Genomic DNA, 18,480 nt, shown 5'->3' with positions numbered 1-18,480 from the left:
CTGCCGCCGGGCTGCTGCTACGGGGCCTTAGCTACCGAGCCGCGCGTGACCATCTGATAAGGAAACACGACATCCTCGTCCAAACGATCGTCCGGGTTGACTTTCCGGCGGCGCACGGCTTCCGTCAGAAGTTCGACGGCGCGTTCGGTCATGGCCAAAGCGTCTTGATGGATTGTCGTCAAACCCGGCCAAGCCTGCTCAGCCACGGGCGAGTCGTCGTAGCCAACGACGGACAGTTTTTCGGGGACAGCAATGCCGCTATTATGCGCAACCGCGAGAACGCTGGCCGCCAGAGTGTCGTTGGCGGCAAAGATCGCCGTCAATCCGGGTTCCTGCTTCAGCAGGCGTTCCGCGGCTTTAACGCCTTGCTGGAAATTGAACTCCGTCTGCACGATCCATTCCGGGCGTGGTTCGATACCGCGATCGGAGAGCGCCTCCTTGTAGCCCTGGAGACGCGCTATGCTGCCGCTTTGCGATTTGGGACCTGCAATGTGACCGATCTTGGTGTGGCCGTGATCCAGAAGCATCGTAACCAGCTCATGGCTGGCCTTTCGGTCGTCGCCGCGCACCGCCGCCATTCCCGAGATCGGAAAGCCCGGCGCGATCGCGACCGCAGGCACATCCAGTGCCTTCTTCTTGAACGTGGACGCGACGAATTCCGCGACGGGCGATGGGAGGAGAAAGCCGTCGATGCCCGCATCTTCCATACGATGCATGGTGTTCCTAAGCGCCTTGGGATCGTCAAGCTTTGCAAGCTCGACCGATACATCGACTTGCAAGCGTGATGCTGCTTTCATCGTGCCGACGATGACGGATGCGATGAACGGGTTGGTAACCCCGGTGTAGATGAGGCCGACATGCGGCCTGGCGATACCTGCGAGCTGCTGCGCCGCGCGGTTGGGTGTGTAGCCCAGCTCCTTGATCTTCGCTTGGACGAGCGCCCTGAGGTCCGTGCCGACGTTGACGCGGTCGTGAATGACGTTCGACACCGTCATCATCGATACGCCCGCCGCGTCGGCAACCTCTTTCAAGGTCACCTTCTGCGTTCCTCGGCCGCGTCGGCGTGTCGTATTCTTTGTATCCATCTCTGTCTCCGGAGCCCTGGGGGAGGGTGGTAGCTATCGATCGGAACCATCGATGCGCGGATGCCGCGCAAAGGGCCGATATCCGGCACTATCCCACGTCTGCCTGTTCATGCCTTTTTCATAAGCCAAACAACTGTCTAGCGGTTGATTTCTGGCAAAATGCGCGTTTTGACGCGTTTTTCCGCCGATGAATTGAATCATTGCCCGATCGAATTGTAGTTGACAACAGTTAGTTTAGCGCTAATTTGGTTTAGCGCTACATTTTTGGAGGCGGTACTCGGTAATCCCGACATGATCGCTGGGCAGGAGCGCCATCAGGTTCTGAGGAGGACAATCTATGAAGAGTTCCGTGTCTGTGGTCGCCGTGGCGGCCGCGCTGTTCATGCACGCCGCCTCCGCAATGGCGGCCGGACCGCAGGCAGAAGTAATGCACTGGTGGGTCTCGGCAGGTGAATCGGCAGCCATCAAGGAGGTTGCGAAAGCCTACACCGCTCAGGGCGGCGTCTGGAAAGACAACGCCATCGCAGGCGGTGAGGTGGCCATCGCGAACATCGTCTCCCGTATCACCGGCGGAAATCCGCCAACCGCCGCACAGATGCCTCTCGGGAAGCAGGTAGAAGACCTGGTTTCGCAAGGTCTTCTCGCACCGATCGATGATGCCGCCAAAGAGACGGGATTCTACAACAATATCCCGGAGACGTTCCAGAAGGCGATGACCTTCAAGGACGGGCACATGTACGCCCTGCCGATCAATGACCATGGCCACAACTGGCTTTGGTACAATAAGAAGGTCCTTGCCGATGCAGGTGCCAAGGAGCCTGTTACATGGGATGACTTTTTTGCGGCGGCAGACGCGATCAAGGCGAAGGGGACCGCAATCCCGATCGCCGTGGGCGCGCAACCCTGGCAGTTGGGGCAGACTTTCCTCTCGGTTCTCCTGACGAAAGAGGGCCCCGAACTTTTCAACAAAGTCTTCGCCGACCTGGACGTGGACGCGATCAAATCCCCTCAATTCAAGGATGCCGTCACGACATTTCTCCGTCTGCGCGACTATTCCGATAATGGCGCGGCAAATCGCGAGTGGAACGTAGCCGCCAATATGGTGATCACGGGCAAGGCAGGCTTCCAGTTCATGGGCGACTGGGCAAAGGGCGAATATCTTGCGGCAGGCCAGAAGGCCGATGTCGATTTCGGTTGCCAAATTCTCGGCAACGGCGACGGAAAGCAGTATTTCAATGTCTCGTCCGACGCGATCATCTTCCCGGTCAACAAGGATCCCGAGCAGCAAAAGGCGCAGGCGATGCTTGAGCGGGTCATGATGAGCAAGGATGTCCAGGTGGCGTTCAACTCAAAGAAGGGTTCGGTTCCTGCCCGTCTCGATGTGGACGAAACCAAACTCGACGCCTGCGCGGCGAAGGGCATCAAGATTCTCAAGGATCCGGCCCAGCGTATTCCGAACGTCGATTTCCTCATTTCGCCAGATGCTATCGGGGCGGAGCGCGATCTCGCAGCACAGGCCTGGGCCGATCCCAGCTATACGCCCGACAAGTTCGTGGCCTCCCTGGTGCAGATCATCGAATCCGAAAAGTCCATGCGCTGAGCCACCTCGGTCTGCCGGCGGGCGCCGGCGGGCCATCATGATCGTGAATTTGAAAGCCATGTGAGGCGGGAGGAAGCAATGAACATTCAGTTGAAGCAAGGTCGCGTCGGTACGGATGTGACAGGCACCGTTCCGGAGCGGTTGAGCCTCAAAGGGCGCGTTGCCATGGTGACAGGCGGATCGCGCGGCATTGGAAAAGCCCTCGCGGTCGGCTTGGCCGAGGCGGGCGCGGACGTCGTCATCCTTTCGAAGAATACGAAGGAGGAAGGCGAAGAAGTGGCAGCCCGGCTCCGTGAAATCGGTGCCAAGGGGTCTTTCGCAATGCTTGCCGACGTGACCAGCCGCTCCGCACTGGATGCTGCCGTCGACGAGGCGGTCAAGCGGCTCGGCAAGGTTGACATCATGGTCGCCAACGCCGGTATCGGCATCGACGTGAATGCCGAAGACATGACCGAAGAGCAGTGGGACCGCCTGATGGACGTGAACCTCAAAGGTGTGTTCTTCGCCGCGCAGGCCGCCGCCCGGCATATGATCCCGCGCAAGTCCGGCAACATCATCGTAACGTCGTCGCTTTCGGCTTACGTAGCCAACGGAAATCCGCAAGCTTGCTACAACACGTCCAAGGCGGGCGTAAACATGCTCGTTCGCTGCCTCGCCTACGAGTGGGCACGTCACAATATCCGCGTCAACGCAATCGCGCCCGGCTTCATCATGACTGATATTCTCGGGCCTTACCTGAGCGAATTCCCCGACGAAGCCTATGGTTACATGATCAAGCCGGCGGCCATGAACCGCATTGGCACGCCTGACGAGCTGGCTGGCGCGGCGGTATTCCTCGCATCCGATGCATCGAGCTACATGACCGGGCAGTGCATGGTTATTGATGGCGGCTATTCTCTAACGCCTCTCGAAAATCGGCTGCTGTGATGGCGGTTCTCGAGAGCACGGCAGGGGTTGCCACGAAGAAAAGCTCCGCAAGACGCAAGGCGCGGTCTCGCTGGGGGAGCTATGCCGGTTTTCTCCCGGCCGTGGTAATCGTCCTCTTCGTCTACATCTTTTCAATGGGTTGGACGGTTTGGATTTCGTTCACGAAATCAAGGATGCTGCCGGTTGATGACTTCGTCGGTCTGGCACAGTATCGGCGCCTGTTCAGCGATGAGCGCTGGCAGATCTCCGTGGTGAACCTCGGAATATTCTGCTGCCTCTTTATCGGCGCAAGCCTGGTGCTTGGGCTCTTGATGGCGATCGCGCTGGACCAGCGCATCCGTTTCGAGAACACTCTGCGGACGATCTATTTATATCCGCAGGGCATGTCGTTCATCGTCACGGGCCTGATCTGGCAATGGATTCTCAATCCGCAGATGGGCTTGCAGCAGTTCTTTCACGATCTCGGCCTGACCTGGGTGACGATCGACTGGCTTACCCGCTCTGATAAAGCGATCTATGTCGTGGCGCTGGCTGGTGTGTGGCAGGCATCCGGACTCGTGATGGCGATCATGCTGGCCGGTCTGCGCGGCATCGACGAGGATCTCGCCAAGGCCGCAAAGGTCGATGGTATTAGTCCGTTCCGCTTCTACGCCCATATCGTGCTTCCGCTGCTGAAACCGATGTTCGCAACGGCGGTCGTCCTGCTCGCTGTCGGTGGCGTCAAGGTTTACGACCTGGTGGTCGCGCTCACGAACGGCGGGCCTGGCATATCGAGCGAAGTGCCCGCGAAGTACGTAATGGAATTCCTCTTTCGCAGAGCCAATATCGGCCTCGCATCGGCAGCAGCTTCCGTCATGCTCATCACGGTGATAGCGGTCGTGGTTCCCTATATCTACCTCGAGCATTTCCGCAAGCAGAAGGGGAGGGCTCCGGTATGACGAAGGAAGTCCATCACAAACTGCGTCATAATCCGGCGGCAAGTGGACGCAAGCCCGGGCATGTTACGGCAGGCCGTGTCGGTTTATACGCATTCATCATCGTCACGGCGCTTTTCTTCCTGCTGCCGCTTGTCGTGATGATCATCACCTCGCTCAAGACCATGGATCAGATCCGCCAGGGCGGGCTCTTCAATCTGCCCAGTCCGTTTACCTTCGACGCATGGATACGTGCCTGGACGAGCGCCTGTACCGGTCTGACCTGCAATGGCGTCAAGGTCGGATTCTGGAACTCGATCCGTATTCTTGTTCCGAGCACGGCATTGTCCATCGGTATTGCCGCGTGGACAGGCTACATGCTCTCGTTCTGGCGCGTGCGTGGCGCGACGGTCCTGTTCGCGATCCTCATGGTTGGCGCATTTATCCCGTTCCAAGTCTTCATCTACCCATTGGTCCGGGTTTTCTCGCTGGCCGGCATTTTCGGCACGCTGCCGGGGATCGTTATCGTCCACACCGCCTTTGGGCTTCCGATGCTGAGCCTGCTCTTCCGGAACTTCTTTCTCGGGCTACCGATCGACCTGTTCAAGGCATCCCGCGTCGACGGCGCCAGCATCTGGCAGATATTCCGGCACATCATGCTACCGATGGCGACGCCGATGGTAATCGTCGCGGTGATCCTTCAGGTAACGGGTATCTGGAACGACTTCATTCTCGGCGTCGTCTTTGCCGGACCCGGTAATCTTCCCATGACGGTGCAGTTGAACAACATCGTCAATTCGGTTTCGGGCGAGAAGGAATACAATGTGAACATGGCTGCAACCATGATTACGGCCCTTGTTCCCTTGGCTGTCTATTTCCTGTCGGGGCGCTGGTTCGTCCGAGGGATCGCGGCCGGTGCAGTGAAAGGATAAGTCATGGGTGTGGTCAAGGCGACCAATGTTTCGGTCGCATTCGGAGCCGTCAAGGTTATCGAAAATCTCAACCTCGACATTAAAGAGGGCGAATTCGTCGTGCTTCTCGGGTCATCGGGGTGCGGCAAGTCCACGCTACTCAACTGCATCGCAGGCCTGCAAGAGATCGTGGACGGCGAAATCTGGATCGGCGACGACAATGTCACTTGGGCGGAGCCGAAGGATCGCGGCGTCGGGATGGTGTTTCAATCCTACGCCCTCTATCCGCGCATGACGGTTCGCGAGAACCTCAGCTTCGGTCTGCGCATGGCCAAGATGCCCAAGGCGGAGATCGACAAGCGCGTGGGACGTGCCGTCAGTATCCTGCAGATCGAGAAGTTGTTGGACAGACGGCCTGCCGAATTATCGGGCGGTCAACGCCAGCGCGTTGCGATCGGCCGCGCCCTTGTCCGCGATGTCGACGTGTTCTTGTTCGACGAGCCGTTGTCCAATCTCGACGCGAAGCTTCGCACCGAACTTCGCGTCGAGATCAAGAAGCTGCACCAACAGCTCGGTTCGACGATGATCTACGTCACCCATGACCAGATCGAGGCAATGACGTTGGCCGACCGGATCGCAGTGATGAACAAGGGCATCATTCAGCAGTTTGCGCCTCCCAGGCAGGTTTACACGCGTCCCGCCAACCGGTTCGTCGCGGGGTTCGTCGGCTCGCCTTCGATGAACTTCATCAAGGCAACCGTGACCGGCGCAGCCGGGCGGGACGCGAAGATTTCGGATGGCCGGTCGCTCTCGCTCAAGGGCTATGAGGGCAGTGATCGTCTGGTATCGGGAAAACAGATCGAAATCGGAGTGCGGCCGGAGCAGTGGATCGTTGGCGATCGGTCCGGCAGCGGACAAACGCTCGATGCTCAGGTCACCGTTGTTGAAAACACGGGTGCCGAGAGCCTGATCTGGGCAAGGGTCGGAGACGAAACGGTCTCGGTCAAGGTTGCGGACGATGCGGGATATCACGAAGGGCAGAAGCTTCGGCTTTCCTTCAACCCGGCGTCCGTATCAATATTCGACACCTCGTCGGGCGAAAGAATTTAACGCTCGGTCGAGCCAATGGCGAAGGGGAGGAGTGCCCCTTCGCCACATTCACAGGGAGCGAGTTTATGTCCACCAAAAGGGTCGCCGTTATTACGGGTGCGACAGACGGAATGGGGCGGGTGGTTGCACCTCGCCTTGCCGGGGCCGGATACCATGTGGTCGTCCATGGCCGCAGCGCGCAACGGGGCGGGGAAGTTGTCAACGAAATCAGGAAAGCCGGGGGCTCGGCGGAGTTCATGGCCGCCAATCTCGCATCTCTTGCGGACATCCGACGGTTTGCCGCCGAATTGAAGGAGAAGTTCCCGAAGATCCACCTGTTCATCAACAATGCCGGGATCGGTACAGGCCCGGAAGATGCGCCGCGTGAAGTCAGCGATGACGGGTTGGAACGCCGCTTTGCGGTGAATTATCTGTCGGTCTACCTGTTGACCAAGCTCGTGCGGGACAGCGTTGTCGCCGCGGCCCCGTCGCGCATCGTCAACGTCGCATCGGATGGCCAGCAGCCAATCGACTTTTCCAACGTGCAGCTGGAGCACGACTATTCCGGCGAAGCTGCATATTGCCGCAGCAAGGTCGCCGAGATCATGTTCACGCTCGATCTTTCCGAAGAACTCAAGGACAAGGGTGTGACCGTAAACACCATGCATCCGAGTTCCTTCATGGACACCACTATGGTCCGGCAGATGAAGCATGCTGTCGTCGAGAGCATCGACGTCGGTGCCGGTCATCTGATCGACCTCGCCCTAAACCCGAAATTCGACGGCGTGACGGGCCGTTATCTGAACCGCGGCGTCGATATGCCTGCCAACGCGCAGTGCTACGACGCGGGCGCGCGCAAAAAGCTTCGCGATCTCTCTGTTGAACTCACGGGCATCTGAACGGACATACCATGACCATCAATCACGCAGCCTATGTACTCGAAAACCGCAAGATGACTTTCGGCGAAGCCAAGATGCCGGAAGTCGGTATCCACGACGTCCTGATCAAGATGAAATACTGCGGCGTTTGCGGCTCCGACGTTCACTTCTACGAGCACGGCGAACCGGAGTTTCCCGATGTCTATCCGTTCATTCTCGGTCACGAGGGTGCCGGTGAAGTCATCGAGGCCGGGAGGGCCGTCAGGAACCTCAAGGTCGGCGACCGCGTCGCGATCGAACCCGGTATTCCGTGCCGCACCTGCGAATGGTGCTCGGGTGGCCGCTATAACCTCTGCCCGAATGTCGTCTTCCCGTCAGCGCCGCGCGAGCCCGGCATCCTGCGCGAATATGTCTGCCACCCGGCCGATCTGTGCTTCAAGCTGCCGGACAGCATGTCCTACGAGGAAGGCGCACTGATCGAGCCGCTTGCAGTCGCAATGACCGCGGCGCGTGAAGCCGGCGCTCGCATCGGCCAGTCTGCCGTCATTCTGGGTGGCGGTTGCATCGGTCTGGTGACGTTGCTTGCTCTTCGCGCGATGGGGCTTTCAAACATCACGGTGGTCGATCTCTTCGATATCCGGCTGAACAAGGCCAGGGAACTCGGCGCGCGCAACGTGGTCAACGCCCGCGAGACGGACCCGATCGCCGAGGTGATCCGTCTTCATGATGGCCTCGGGCCCGATCTGGTTTTCGAGACCGCGGGCAGCACCGTCGCGGCCTCGCAGACCATCAAGATGTGCAAGCGTGGCGGCACGATCATGATCGTCGGCAATGTGACGGGTGAAACCAGGATCGATTTCCAGTTGATGACCAACAAGGAACTGACGATCAAGTCGAACTTCCGCTACAGCAACATCTATCCCACCACGATCGACGCGGTCGCGTCCGGCAAGATCGATGTGAAAAGCATCATCTCCCGTTACTATACGCTGAGCGAAGCGCCGCAGGCTTTCGAGGATTGCATCAACGAGAAGTCGACGATGGTAAAGGCCGTCATCAAATTCGAAGGTGCGTGATCCCATTACCGGTCGTTTCCTGCCCTTTGTCGGGAACGGCCCCAAGGAGCATGAAATGACCGCACCAGACATTCTGTGCGCAGGAATGATTGTCGTGGACGTCATCGTCGACGGGCTGGAGGCAATGCCCCGTTCCGGCGAGACGGGTCGCGTTTCGAGCGTCACGCTGGCCTGCGGGGGTGACGCGATCAACGAAGCTTTCGCGCTTGCCAAGCTTGGGAACAATGTCGGCCTCATGGGGCTCATCGGGCAGGACAGCCAGGGGCAGTTCATCAAGGATCGCTGCGCCGATTACGGGGTCTCGACGGAAGGCCTCCATGCCGACGCCCAACGCCCGACCACAACCTCGATCGTTCTGCTCGACAAGTCGGGCGAACGCAGCTTCCTTTCCGAACGCAACGCGTCGATCGGAGCCTACGGGCCGGAACACGTCGATCTCGACATCATCCGTCCCGGTCTGAAGGTACTGTCCATCGGAAGTATCTTTACCTCGCAGCCCTTCGATACAAAGGCGCTCGCGCCGCTTCTGCGCAAGGCCAAGTCCGTCGGAGCGATCACCGTCGCGGATATGGTGATGGACCAGCAGGGTTACGGCCTTGATGGCCTGGGGGAGGCCTGGCAATATCTCGACTACGTCGTTCCGAGCGAACTCGAAGCTCGGATTTTCACGGGCTCGACCGATCCCAGATCCATTGCCGCGGAGTTCCGTAGGCGAGGTGTCGGGAACGTCATCCTCAAGCGCGGCTCGCAAGGCGTCGTTGGCTTCGCTGACGGAGAAGAGGTGGCTTGCCCGGCATTTGACGTTCCTGTCGTCGATACGACCGGGGCAGGCGACAATTTCGTCGGTGGGCTCGTTCATTGCCTCGTCCGAAATATGCCTCTGAGCGAAACGCTGCGTTTCGCATCGGCCGTCGCGGGTTTGTCGGTCCAGGCCGTTGGCGCTGGTGCCGGCCTGAAGGACCTCGCGCAGGTCGAGCGCTTCCTGGCGGATCAGCGCGTACGTGCGTGAGGTGGGAGAGGCCTGATCATCGGCATCGACATCGGCACGCAGAGCGTTCGCGCGCTGCTTGCCGATGCGGCGGGGCGTACTTTGGCATGCGCGCGCCGCCCTTGGGCTGACGGATGCCGCAAGGCGCGGCTCCATGGTCCGGGCGGTATTCGAAGGCGTTGCGATGGAGGCCCGACGTGTTTCGGATGCGCTCTTTGAACTCCCGGGCGTAGGCGAACCCAGGATTTCAGGCTGATCGGCGGCGGTACTCGCAACTCGCTCCTTCTGGAGATCAAGGCCAGTGTGCTGGGGCGGCCATTTACGGTATGCGACGAGCCGGAAATGACCGCGATCGGCGCGGCGCTGCTTGGTGGCCTGGGTGTACGGCTTTGGCCCGATTTTGCTACCGCCGTCTCGGGACTGGAGTTGTCGACCCGCATAATCCGGCCCAATCCGCAATGGCAGGCGGTCTATGGTGACCTCTATGGATCGGTCTATCGCGGGTTTCACCGGACGCTTGCCGGGACGAACCGGGGCCTTGACGGGATTCCGCACGGCGGCCTGGCGCCTTTCCGCTTTTCTTCGAATCGCGGAAACGCTCTCTCGAATGTCCCTGTTATGGGGGACTGTGATCTGGCGGCTGAATTTTCTGGACCACCGGAACGGATCGATATGGCCGACTACTTCTAAATGCGGGCAGCAAGGCCCCGGTCGGCCAGGTTTCGAAGCAAAGCCCGCGTTCCGAATGTCCATTCAGGGCAGTCGTCGGTCCGGGCGACCCGGTTCGTCAAACGGCCAAGAAGCGGGGTGCCGATCTCGACGATATCGCCGATTTCGTGCGTGAAGCCTTTGCCGACTCCGCGACGGTCCTTTACGGGGGCGAACATCGTTCCCAGGAACAGCACGACGCCGTCGGGGTACTGATGGTTGCGGTTTCGGAGTTGAGCCACAAGGTCGGCCGGCTTGCGGCTGATAGCCTCCATGGCGCTTTCGCCGGTCATCTCGAAACCGTCTTCGCCTGTGACGCGCAGCGTCACGCGAACCTTGCCGAGTTCCTCGAGATTGAAGGAGCCATGGAACAGGCGGATAAACGGTCCGATCGAACAGGAGGCATTATTATCCTTGGCCTTTCCGAGGAGGAGGGCAGATCGCCCTTCCACATCCCGCAAGTTCACGTCGTTCCCGAGCGTTGCACCGAGAATCCGGCCGTCCGAGCGTACCGCGAGCACGACCTCGGGCTCCGGATTGTTCCATTCGGAGATCGGATGAATGCCGACGTCGTCGCCACAGCCGACCGAGGACATCGGCTGTGCCTTGGTGAAGATTTCTGCGTCAGGACCGATGCCCACCTCAAGATATTGAGACCACATGCCCATGCTCTGCAGAAGGTCTTTGACCTGTCGGGCCTTTTCCGACCCGGCAACCACGCCCCGCAGGCTGTCTCCGATCACCGGCGCGAGACGATCGCGGACTTCCTGGGCCCGGCCGCTGTCGCCTTTTGCCTGTTCCTCGATCACGCGCTCGAGCATGCTGTCCGCGAACGTTACGCCGGCCGCCTTGACCGCTTGGAGATCAATCGGGGCTAGAAGGCGACCGCCACTGCCTGTGAGAATGTCGTCCAGGCTTCCCAAGTCCGGAAGCGATGAAGCGGATGCCAGTTTCTGTGCGATGCCGTCGATCTCAAGCAGCCCGGAGACGGTGACGGCAACCTCGGTTAGGTCGAGAAGACGTCCCTCGCGCACGAGCACCGGGCAAGGACCACCCGCCTTGTCGGACCAGATCCGGCCGACGAGGATCGCCGAGGCGGCATCTTGGGGAAGCACGTCCGGGGACGTCAGCACATTCTTCGAGCTCATGATTTCTCCTCAACGGTGCAGGGCTTTTGCGCATGCCGACCCGCGGGCCGGTACTTGCGACCCGAAAACCTCTTGACATTACCCTGGTCCAAAGCTTTCTGTTGTTTGCACGCAATATACAGAAAGCTTATCCATGTCCATAGATTCGAGCGCCGCAGCAATTCTTCTCAACTCCGCCGACGACGTCGCAGTCGCTCGCCGGCGGATCGCTGCCGGAGAGACCACCGGTGTTTCGGGCGTCGTTGCCAATCAGCTGGTGCCGCGGGGGCATAAGGTTGCGCTCCGCGAAATGTCTGCGGGATCGGAGCTTCGGAAGTTCGGGCAGGTAATTGGCGTTGCAACGCAGACCATCCGGCCTGGAGATCATGTTCATCTTCATAACCTCGCAATGTCCGAGGGACATGCCGCTCACCAGTTTTCCACGGAGATTGAAGAGAAGGGGATGGTCGCTCCGGCCGATCGCCGCACCTTCATGGGGTATGACAGAGGAGCCGGCGGCGTCGGAACGCGAAACTACATCGGCATCCTGACGACCGTGAACTGTTCGGCGACGGTTTCCCGCTACATTGCGGATCATTTCAACCGGATGGGCGGTCTGGAAGGCTTCAGCAACGTCGACGGCGTGGTGGCGCTGACACATGGTCTCGGCTGTGCCATCAGCAACAAGTCGGAAGGCTATAAATATCTGACGCGAGTCATCCAGGGATATGCACGTCATCCGAATTTTGGCGGCATCCTGATGATCGGGCTGGGCTGCGAGACAAACCAGATTCAGCCAATCCTCGAACACTATAAGCTGGAAGAAGGGCAACGCTTCAGGACGCTCACGATCCAGCAGCTGGGCGGCACGCGAAAAACGATCGAAGCCGCCTGTGACATGATCCGCGAAATGCTGCCGTCCGTGAACGAGGCCGTGCGCACACCCCAGCCCTTGTCGAAGCTCAAGGTCGCGCTCGAATGCGGCGGGTCCGATGGTTATTCCGGCATCACGGCCAACCCGGCTCTCGGTCACGCATCGGACCTGATCGTCCGCCATGGCGGTACGACCTGTCTTGCCGAGACACCGGAAATCTACGGCGCGGAGCATTTGCTGACCCGTCGCGCCGTGCGGCCGGACATCGCCCAGAAGCTGATGGATCGGATTGACTGGTGGCGGGACTACACCGCCCGCAATGGCGCTGAACTGAATAATAATCCGAGCTATGGAAACAAGCAGGGCGGATTGACCACGATCCTGGAGAAATCCCTCGGCGCGGTGGCAAAGGGGGGCTCGATGCCGCTCAAGGCCGTCTACGAGTACGCCGAGATCATCGACGAAACGGGGTTCGTGTTCATGGACACACCCGGCTACGATCCTGTCGCGGTAACGGGTCAGGTCGCGGGCGGATGCAATGTCGTTTGCTTCACGACCGGCCGTGGTTCCGTGTCGGGATGGAAGCCGGCACCGACGATCAAGATCGCGACGAACACCGAAATGTACGAGCACATGAGCGAGGACATGGACGTAGACACGGGAGGTATCGCGACAGGGCTCTATACGATCGAGGCCGCCGGCGAAAAGCTATTCGAGCAGATTATCGCCGTGGCTTCGGGACAGAAGACCGTCAGCGAGGTCTACGACTACGGCGACAACGAATTCGTTCCATGGCAGGTCGGTGCGATTACCTGATCGAGGGCGCTCGTATCGCTCCGTGCGCGTTCTGACGGCCGACCGCTCCGGCGGTGGGGCAGCGGCGAGATGGTCAAGCAGGCTGCAATTCCGCTGATGAGTAAAAAGGGAAAGCGACGAATCCTGTCGGACCGTACTAACCGCACTGGATATTGAGTATCGACGAATGCATGGCGCCGCCGTTATTCAGGAAATAGGTCCGGGCGACGGGCGCAGCCGTGACAAACGCTCCTGCTGGTCAGGACCAGAGCCTTTCCGCTTCTCTTTAAATCGCGAAAACGCTCTGACCTTTTGTCTTCACGCAACTCCGGACGGAAAACCGCTGGAATTGCTTTAAGGGCGCTCTTTGCGAAGGCTGGACGCCTGCTCGGGAGTGAGGGCCTCGGGTCGATCAGCCCGATGGGAAATAGGGACCTCTCGCCGCAGGTCGGCCGATTGAAGAATTCCGAGCATGACCGCGAGCGTATGAAGCGAGAATTCGCCCGAGCAGCGGTGCGGACGATTGTTCGCAATGGCGTTTGCCATTTCCGCCAGGCCTAGGGAGCGGTAGTTGGCGATCGTCGGATGGCCGAACGGGTAGTTGATCGCGCCGAACGGAAGCTTGGTCGTGCCGATCGGATTCCAATCCGGCCTTTGACCGGCTGCGGCAACAGCGTCGGCGTCGTGGGTGTTGAGGGGCAGGGTGGTATCGGAGAGTTCGACGTCGCCGCCAAACGTATCGGGATCGGGAACGCGGAGAGACGCCTTCGTTCCGTGCAGCTCGATCGGGCGCATTCCGTTTCGCCAGATATCCCAGCTCGCGATGAAGGTAATGATCGCGCCGCTCTCGAATTTCAGGATGGCGTTGATCGTCGTGAATGTCTCGACCTTGAATGTCTTGCCCTTGTTCGGGCCTTCAGCCCCGTAGCGGCGTTCGGCCGGACTGATCTGGCCGATCGCGTATACCGAGGCGACCGGACCGAGGAGGTTGCACAGAGACGAAACGTAATATGGGCCAATGTCCAGGACGGGGCCACCGCCGGCTTGATAGAAGAACGCCGGGTTGGGGTGCCAGTGTTCCATTCCCTTCGACATGATCGCCGCAACGCCGGTAAGAATCTGTCCGGCTGAGCCCTCGTCGACGATCTTTCGCACGGTCTGCTGTCCCGCGCCAAGAATGGTGTCGGGCGCGCAACCGATGCGCAGACCCTTTGCCGCCGCACGCCGGACCAGATCGATCCCGTCTTCGAGAGAGGTTGCCAGCGGCTTTTCGACGTAGACGTGCTTGCCCGCGTCGAGCACCGCGCGACTGATTTCGGCGTGAAAGCTGGGGATCGTCAGGTTGAGGACGATATCAATATCCTCCGACGCCAGCAGCTTATCGACGGACCTTTCTTCGATCCCGAATTTTCCGGCGATGCGCCTGGACGCCTCCGGCAGGATGTCAGCACAAGCGACGATGTCTATGTCACGGAAGAGCTTGCTGTTGGCAGCGTAAATATCGGAAATGTTGCCGCAGCCGATGATACCAACTCTCATTGGAGTCCTCATTGAAAATGTAGTGGAATGGGAACGGGAGTGAGCCCAGATGTTATCGTGACCTGAGATAGCCGGACGGAGCGGCACTTCTGACAAATGCTAGACGATCGGCGGCCTGCCCGGGCTTCAGCGCGTGCAGAATGATCGATCCCTGATAGCCGCTCTCCTGCATCTTTTTCAGGTAGTAGGGATAATCCAGCTTGCCGAGGCCTGCCGGCACATGCCCGGCTTCGCCATCCCTGTCGAGGTCCTTGGCGTGGGCGAGAACGATGTCGGCACCGAGAAGCTCGAACGCTTCGTCGAGTTTCTCGCGCATTCGCGGCAACTCGCCCTTCTGGAAGATGTTGGCTCCGTCCATGATGATCTTCAGGTTCGGCGAGCCAACCTCGTCCAGCAGCCGGCGCGCCTTGCGGACGGTGTTGATGCAGTTGCCGACTTCCGTTTCGACGCCGAGGACAATGCCGTGGGCTTCGGCTGTCTTGACGGCCTGCCTGGTGGTTGCAAGGAGGTCGTGCCACGCTTCGGCGCTATCGCTGTCCTCGTGCCTCTTCCACATGTCTTCCGGATCGCGCGATCCCGTGCATAGCGTGACGACCTTCGTTCCGAGCTTGGGCGCCAGCGCGATCAGCCGATCGAGACCTTTCGCTCCTTCGGCGCGCTTGGCCGCATCGGGGTCGATCATGTTGTATGTGCCCGACAAGGCCGAAAGCTCGAGACGGTTCGCGGCGAAGCCATCCTTGATAGCCGCAATCTGCCTCTCGGTAAGGTTTTCCGGAAACGTGTTGCCGACGGCGTTGACAAGGTCGAACTGAACACCTGTTGCGCCGGCCGCTGCCATGGCCTTCAGGTTGGCTTCCAGGGTAGGGGACGGGAATTCGGGGGAAAGTAGGCCAAGTGTCGCCATGGTCGCATCCAATGCTCTTGAAAGACTTGGGTTGGGAAGTCACGGCCAACTGGCCGTGACCTTTGGCGAGCCGCTGCCAAGAGGGCAGGGCAGGGAGGAATTATTTGCCGCAGGTGTCTGCCTGCTCCGGAGTGCAGGTCACGAAGCCCGTATCGATCGACGGCGGAATCGTCTTGCCGGCCTTGATGTCGTGAAGCGCCATCAGCGCCTTGTACCCGATCTGATAAGGGTTCTGGCCGACGTTGAAGCTACTCAGGCCAGCCTTCAGCAACGGCATCTGCGGCGGCTCGGCATCGCCGAACGAGATGACGAACTCGTGGGCGTCGATCCGCTCCTTGACCCGGTTCATCGCCCGCTTATAGGCGTCCGGTGCATATTGCGCCCAACCACCGACCGCGATCAGCGCGTCGAGATCGGGGTGCGCGATGACGAGGTCATTGAGCTGCTGGGCCGCCAACGTGATGTCATCGTTGTTGTAAAGCGGGCATCCCGACGGTTCGGTCCAGCCGTTCTGGCCATCGAGCTTGGCGACCGGCTTGGACCGGTCGGAACCCGCCAGCGTATCACGCACGCCCTGAACGCGGGTATCGAGATTGATCGACCCGGGGGTTCCCGACTGAATGCAGACGGTGCCGCCCTTGGGCTTCATCTCGATGACCTTCTTGGCCAGCGTGACGCCGAAATTATAGTTGTCCGTGCCGACGAACGAGGTGCGGAGATCCTGGTTGTCTTCGGGAAGATCGCTGTCGAACGTGATGACTGGAATGCCCGAATCCTTGGCCTTCTTAATGAAGCGAGCCACGGATTTGGGGTTCTTCGGTGCGATGGCAATGCCATCGAGGCCCCGCGTCACCATGTCGTTCAGCGTCTGGATTTGGGCTCCTTCGTCATTGCTCGTCGGGCCGACGAACAGGCAGGTGACGCCGATCTCCTTGGCGGCGGCTTCGCAGCCATCCTTCATTTTCGCGCCGAAGGGGTCGATCAGCCCCTTGGGAATGAGTGCGTAGGTCTCCGCAGCCGCGGCACCCGACGGCAACGCCGCCGCCATTCCTCCCAATACCGCCAATGCTGCCAATGCCTGCTTAGTCTTGTGCTTCGAAGTCACGTTGATGTCCTCCTCGACAATCTCAGTGTGGTTTGGTTTCGCGCAATTTCCCCGATGATCACCGTCGAGCGGTGGCCTATTGCCGCGACATGCGCAGTCGCTCCAGCCAGACGGCGAAGATGATGAATGCTCCGACGAAGGTTCCCTGCCAGAAGGGATCAACCCCGGCCAGAAGAAGGGAGTTGCGGATGACCTCGATCAGGAGCGAGCCGACGACGGCTCCCGGCGCGCTGCCGTATCCACCCATCAGGTTCGCGCCGCCGATGACGGACCCTGCGATGACCTGAAGCTCCTGGCCGGTACCGAGGACGTTCGTCGCCGCCCCGAGCCAGCCAAGCAGGAATACCGAAGTCAGCGCCGTAATGACGCCCATGAGGATGTAGACGGAAAGCTTGATCGCGTAGACGGGCAGACCCGTCAGTTCGGCGGCCGACTGATTGCCGCCGATCGCCTTCACGTAGCGGCCCCAGCGGGTCATCGTCAGTGCGAACTGCATCGCGATCGCCGCGATGACGACCGCAATCAACACCGAGGGAATACCAAGGACCGTGCCGCCGCCGACAGCAAACAGCATGTCTCCACCCGGACCGAAATCGTAGAATACCTGGTTTCGGGAGATTACGAGCGTGATCGATCTCAAGACGCTCATCATGCCGAGCGTGACGATGAAGGGCGGCATTTTCATATAGGTGACGAGGAAGCCGTTGATGGCTCCGGCGAGGCCTCCCACCGCCATGGTCAGAATGACCGCGGGAAAGAACGGCATGCCGCCGTTCAACATGATCGCCAGCGAGATCGCGCAGAGGCCGAGGTTCGAGCCGGACGAGATATCGATGCCGCCGGTCATGATGACCGGGGTCATTCCGATCGCCATCAGAGCGACGAACGCGAAATTCTGGAGGATGTTCGACAGGTTGGCGACGGACAGGAACTTGGGTGCGATGGCACCGACGACGATACACAGCAGGATAACGACAAGCAGTATCCAGAATTCCTGGCTGTGCAGAAACGCTCTTGTGAGGCTGCGTTCGCGCTTGTCGAGAACGGCGTCGAGATCGGCCGCGTTCGAGCCGGTAAGACTGGGTGATCCCATGGTCGTATTGTTTCGATCGGTCATGTTCGCTCGTAGAATTTGGTCAGGCGCTGGCCTGAGCGCCGGTGATCAGCGCAGTGACTTCCTGGGGCGAGGTGCTGGCAATCGCCTTGTCGGCTACCTTCTGGCCGCGACGCATCACGATGACGCGATCACAGACCTCGAAGACATCGGGCATTCGGTGCGAGACGAGAACGATCGCCGTTCCCTGGTCTCGGAGGCGTTTGATCAGCGCCAAAACCTCGGCGACCTGGCGAACGGAAATTGCGGCGGTCGGCTCGTCCATCAGAACGATTTTCGACTGGGCCAGACGGGTGCGGGCAATCGCCACTGCCTGGCGTTGGCCGCCCGACATGCGAGCCACAAGATCGCGGGCGCGCGTTTCGGTCTTGAGTTCGCGGAAAATCTCCACGGCCCGCCTGCGCATCGCGCCATGATCGAGGAACTTGAAAGGACCGATGGTCCTCATGATCTCGCGGCCGAGGAAGACATTTGCGGAGGCCGAAAGGTTGTCGCAAAGCGCCAGGTCCTGATAGACCACTTCGACGCCGCTTGCCCTCGCTTCCGCAGGTTTCGTGAAATGGACGTCGTTTCCATTGAGCCTGTAGCTGCCGGAACTGGGCGTGTGATTGCCAGCGATAACGCGGATCAGCGTCGATTTGCCTGCGCCGTTGTCGCCCATCAGACCAACGATTTCCGCAGGCTTGATCGAGAACGACACGTCGGTCAGGGCCTGTATCGCGCCGAAATTCTTCGATACGTTTGATAGTTCAAGAACACTCTGCAAGCTTCTCCTCCTTCTCGCTGAGCTCTCTGTCGGATGCCGCGGCCGAAAAAGCCAGGCAGCTATAATCTTGGTCTTAGACC

At 59.9% G+C, this 18,480-nt stretch carries 17 protein-coding genes; 10 read left to right on the top strand and 7 right to left on the bottom strand.

The features are described 5' to 3' along the window. Positions 1-17: 17 nt before the first annotated feature. Positions 18-1,085 (bottom strand): LacI family DNA-binding transcriptional regulator, encoded by a 1,068-nt coding sequence (locus ACJJVH_RS32260; protein WP_113384581.1) that lies wholly within the window; start codon positions 1,083-1,085, stop codon positions 18-20. A 337-nt stretch (positions 1,086-1,422) separates the two neighbouring features. Here ACJJVH_RS32260 and ACJJVH_RS32255 point away from each other — a divergent pair, with 337 nt between their 5' ends. The 9 genes from ACJJVH_RS32255 (at position 1,423) to ACJJVH_RS32215 (ending at position 10,158) form a co-directional block, all read left to right on the top strand. Next, entirely contained in the window at positions 1,423-2,685 is a 1,263-nt protein-coding gene (locus tag ACJJVH_RS32255) for an ABC transporter substrate-binding protein (protein ID WP_112794822.1), read from the top strand. A 78-nt stretch (positions 2,686-2,763) separates the two neighbouring features. After that, positions 2,764-3,612 (top strand): glucose 1-dehydrogenase, encoded by an 849-nt coding sequence (locus tag ACJJVH_RS32250; RefSeq protein WP_113384579.1) that lies wholly within the window; start codon positions 2,764-2,766, stop codon positions 3,610-3,612. After that, positions 3,612-4,550, top strand: a complete 939-nt coding sequence (locus ACJJVH_RS32245) for a carbohydrate ABC transporter permease (protein ID WP_412066490.1) — start codon at positions 3,612-3,614, stop codon at positions 4,548-4,550. The genes ACJJVH_RS32250 and ACJJVH_RS32245 overlap by 1 nt, the downstream gene beginning before the upstream one ends. Further along, on the top strand, positions 4,547-5,458 hold the full coding sequence (locus ACJJVH_RS32240) for a carbohydrate ABC transporter permease (protein WP_113423416.1): 912 nt from the start codon (positions 4,547-4,549) through the stop codon (positions 5,456-5,458). Before ACJJVH_RS32245 ends, ACJJVH_RS32240 begins: the two co-directional genes overlap by 4 nt. A 3-nt stretch (positions 5,459-5,461) precedes the next feature. Then, positions 5,462-6,547: an ABC transporter ATP-binding protein gene (locus tag ACJJVH_RS32235; protein WP_412066489.1), complete on the top strand. Its 1,086-nt coding sequence runs from the start codon at positions 5,462-5,464 to the stop codon at positions 6,545-6,547. A 65-nt stretch (positions 6,548-6,612) separates the two neighbouring features. Further along, positions 6,613-7,425: an SDR family NAD(P)-dependent oxidoreductase gene (locus ACJJVH_RS32230; RefSeq protein ID WP_113423414.1), complete on the top strand. Its 813-nt coding sequence runs from the start codon at positions 6,613-6,615 to the stop codon at positions 7,423-7,425. A gap of 11 nt (positions 7,426-7,436) precedes the next feature. Beyond that, on the top strand, positions 7,437-8,480 hold the full coding sequence (locus ACJJVH_RS32225; protein WP_113423413.1) for an NAD(P)-dependent alcohol dehydrogenase: 1,044 nt from the start codon (positions 7,437-7,439) through the stop codon (positions 8,478-8,480). A 55-nt stretch (positions 8,481-8,535) separates the two neighbouring features. Next, on the top strand, positions 8,536-9,489 hold the full coding sequence (locus ACJJVH_RS32220) for a carbohydrate kinase family protein (RefSeq protein ID WP_113423412.1): 954 nt from the start codon (positions 8,536-8,538) through the stop codon (positions 9,487-9,489). A gap of 321 nt (positions 9,490-9,810) precedes the next feature. Beyond that, positions 9,811-10,158, top strand: coding sequence for a hypothetical protein (locus tag ACJJVH_RS32215; RefSeq protein WP_412066972.1), 348 nt, complete (start codon positions 9,811-9,813; stop codon positions 10,156-10,158). Here ACJJVH_RS32215 and ACJJVH_RS32210 read toward each other — a convergent pair. Continuing rightward, on the bottom strand, positions 10,155-11,324 hold the full coding sequence (locus tag ACJJVH_RS32210; protein WP_412066488.1) for a fumarylacetoacetate hydrolase family protein: 1,170 nt from the start codon (positions 11,322-11,324) through the stop codon (positions 10,155-10,157). The genes ACJJVH_RS32215 and ACJJVH_RS32210 overlap by 4 nt on opposite strands. Positions 11,325-11,457: 133 nt before the next feature. Here ACJJVH_RS32210 and ACJJVH_RS32205 point away from each other — a divergent pair, with 133 nt between their 5' ends. Then, a complete protein-coding gene (locus tag ACJJVH_RS32205) occupies positions 11,458-12,993 on the top strand; it encodes an altronate dehydratase family protein (RefSeq protein WP_113384572.1) in 1,536 nt (511 codons plus the stop codon). A 333-nt stretch (positions 12,994-13,326) separates the two neighbouring features. Here ACJJVH_RS32205 and ACJJVH_RS32200 read toward each other — a convergent pair whose 3' ends face one another. From ACJJVH_RS32200 to ACJJVH_RS32180, 5 genes are all read right to left on the bottom strand, one after another. Beyond that, positions 13,327-14,511: a Gfo/Idh/MocA family protein gene (locus tag ACJJVH_RS32200; protein ID WP_412066487.1), complete on the bottom strand. Its 1,185-nt coding sequence runs from the start codon at positions 14,509-14,511 to the stop codon at positions 13,327-13,329. A gap of 52 nt (positions 14,512-14,563) precedes the next feature. Continuing rightward, positions 14,564-15,415, bottom strand: a complete 852-nt coding sequence (locus ACJJVH_RS32195; RefSeq protein ID WP_412066486.1) for a sugar phosphate isomerase/epimerase family protein — start codon at positions 15,413-15,415, stop codon at positions 14,564-14,566. Positions 15,416-15,515: 100 nt separating this feature from the next. Next, positions 15,516-16,520: a sugar-binding protein gene (locus tag ACJJVH_RS32190; RefSeq protein WP_113451489.1), complete on the bottom strand. Its 1,005-nt coding sequence runs from the start codon at positions 16,518-16,520 to the stop codon at positions 15,516-15,518. Positions 16,521-16,596: 76 nt separating this feature from the next. After that, positions 16,597-17,637, bottom strand: coding sequence for an ABC transporter permease (locus ACJJVH_RS32185; RefSeq protein ID WP_412066485.1), 1,041 nt, complete (start codon positions 17,635-17,637; stop codon positions 16,597-16,599). A gap of 19 nt (positions 17,638-17,656) precedes the next feature. After that, positions 17,657-18,400, bottom strand: a complete 744-nt coding sequence (locus ACJJVH_RS32180; protein WP_113384567.1) for a sugar ABC transporter ATP-binding protein — start codon at positions 18,398-18,400, stop codon at positions 17,657-17,659. Positions 18,401-18,480 lie beyond the last annotated feature (80 nt).

Origin of the sequence: Rhizobium sp. SYY.PMSO, assembly GCF_046840415.1 — a bacterium.
Taxonomy (GTDB): domain Bacteria; phylum Pseudomonadota; class Alphaproteobacteria; order Rhizobiales; family Rhizobiaceae; genus Rhizobium.
Note: the sequence above shows the minus strand (reverse complement) of the source record. Positions and strands in the feature narration are given on the sequence as shown.

Bases quoted from the DNA above. Each gene is read 5' to 3' on its own strand.
- ACJJVH_RS32260 (WP_113384581.1), bottom strand. From the start codon at position 1,085: ATGGATACAAAGAATACGACACGCCGACGCGGCCGAGGAACGCAGAAG.
- ACJJVH_RS32255 (WP_112794822.1), top strand. From the start codon at position 1,423: ATGAAGAGTTCCGTGTCTGTGGTCGCCGTGGCGGCCGCGCTGTTCATG.
- ACJJVH_RS32250 (WP_113384579.1), top strand. From the start codon at position 2,764: ATGAACATTCAGTTGAAGCAAGGTCGCGTCGGTACGGATGTGACAGGC.
- ACJJVH_RS32245 (WP_412066490.1), top strand. From the start codon at position 3,612: ATGGCGGTTCTCGAGAGCACGGCAGGGGTTGCCACGAAGAAAAGCTCC.
- ACJJVH_RS32240 (WP_113423416.1), top strand. From the start codon at position 4,547: ATGACGAAGGAAGTCCATCACAAACTGCGTCATAATCCGGCGGCAAGT.
- ACJJVH_RS32235 (WP_412066489.1), top strand. From the start codon at position 5,462: ATGGGTGTGGTCAAGGCGACCAATGTTTCGGTCGCATTCGGAGCCGTC.
- ACJJVH_RS32230 (WP_113423414.1), top strand. From the start codon at position 6,613: ATGTCCACCAAAAGGGTCGCCGTTATTACGGGTGCGACAGACGGAATG.
- ACJJVH_RS32225 (WP_113423413.1), top strand. From the start codon at position 7,437: ATGACCATCAATCACGCAGCCTATGTACTCGAAAACCGCAAGATGACT.
- ACJJVH_RS32220 (WP_113423412.1), top strand. From the start codon at position 8,536: ATGACCGCACCAGACATTCTGTGCGCAGGAATGATTGTCGTGGACGTC.
- ACJJVH_RS32215 (WP_412066972.1), top strand. From the start codon at position 9,811: ATGACCGCGATCGGCGCGGCGCTGCTTGGTGGCCTGGGTGTACGGCTT.
- ACJJVH_RS32210 (WP_412066488.1), bottom strand. From the start codon at position 11,324: ATGAGCTCGAAGAATGTGCTGACGTCCCCGGACGTGCTTCCCCAAGAT.
- ACJJVH_RS32205 (WP_113384572.1), top strand. From the start codon at position 11,458: ATGTCCATAGATTCGAGCGCCGCAGCAATTCTTCTCAACTCCGCCGAC.
- ACJJVH_RS32200 (WP_412066487.1), bottom strand. From the start codon at position 14,511: ATGAGAGTTGGTATCATCGGCTGCGGCAACATTTCCGATATTTACGCT.
- ACJJVH_RS32195 (WP_412066486.1), bottom strand. From the start codon at position 15,415: ATGGCGACACTTGGCCTACTTTCCCCCGAATTCCCGTCCCCTACCCTG.
- ACJJVH_RS32185 (WP_412066485.1), bottom strand. From the start codon at position 17,637: ATGACCGATCGAAACAATACGACCATGGGATCACCCAGTCTTACCGGC.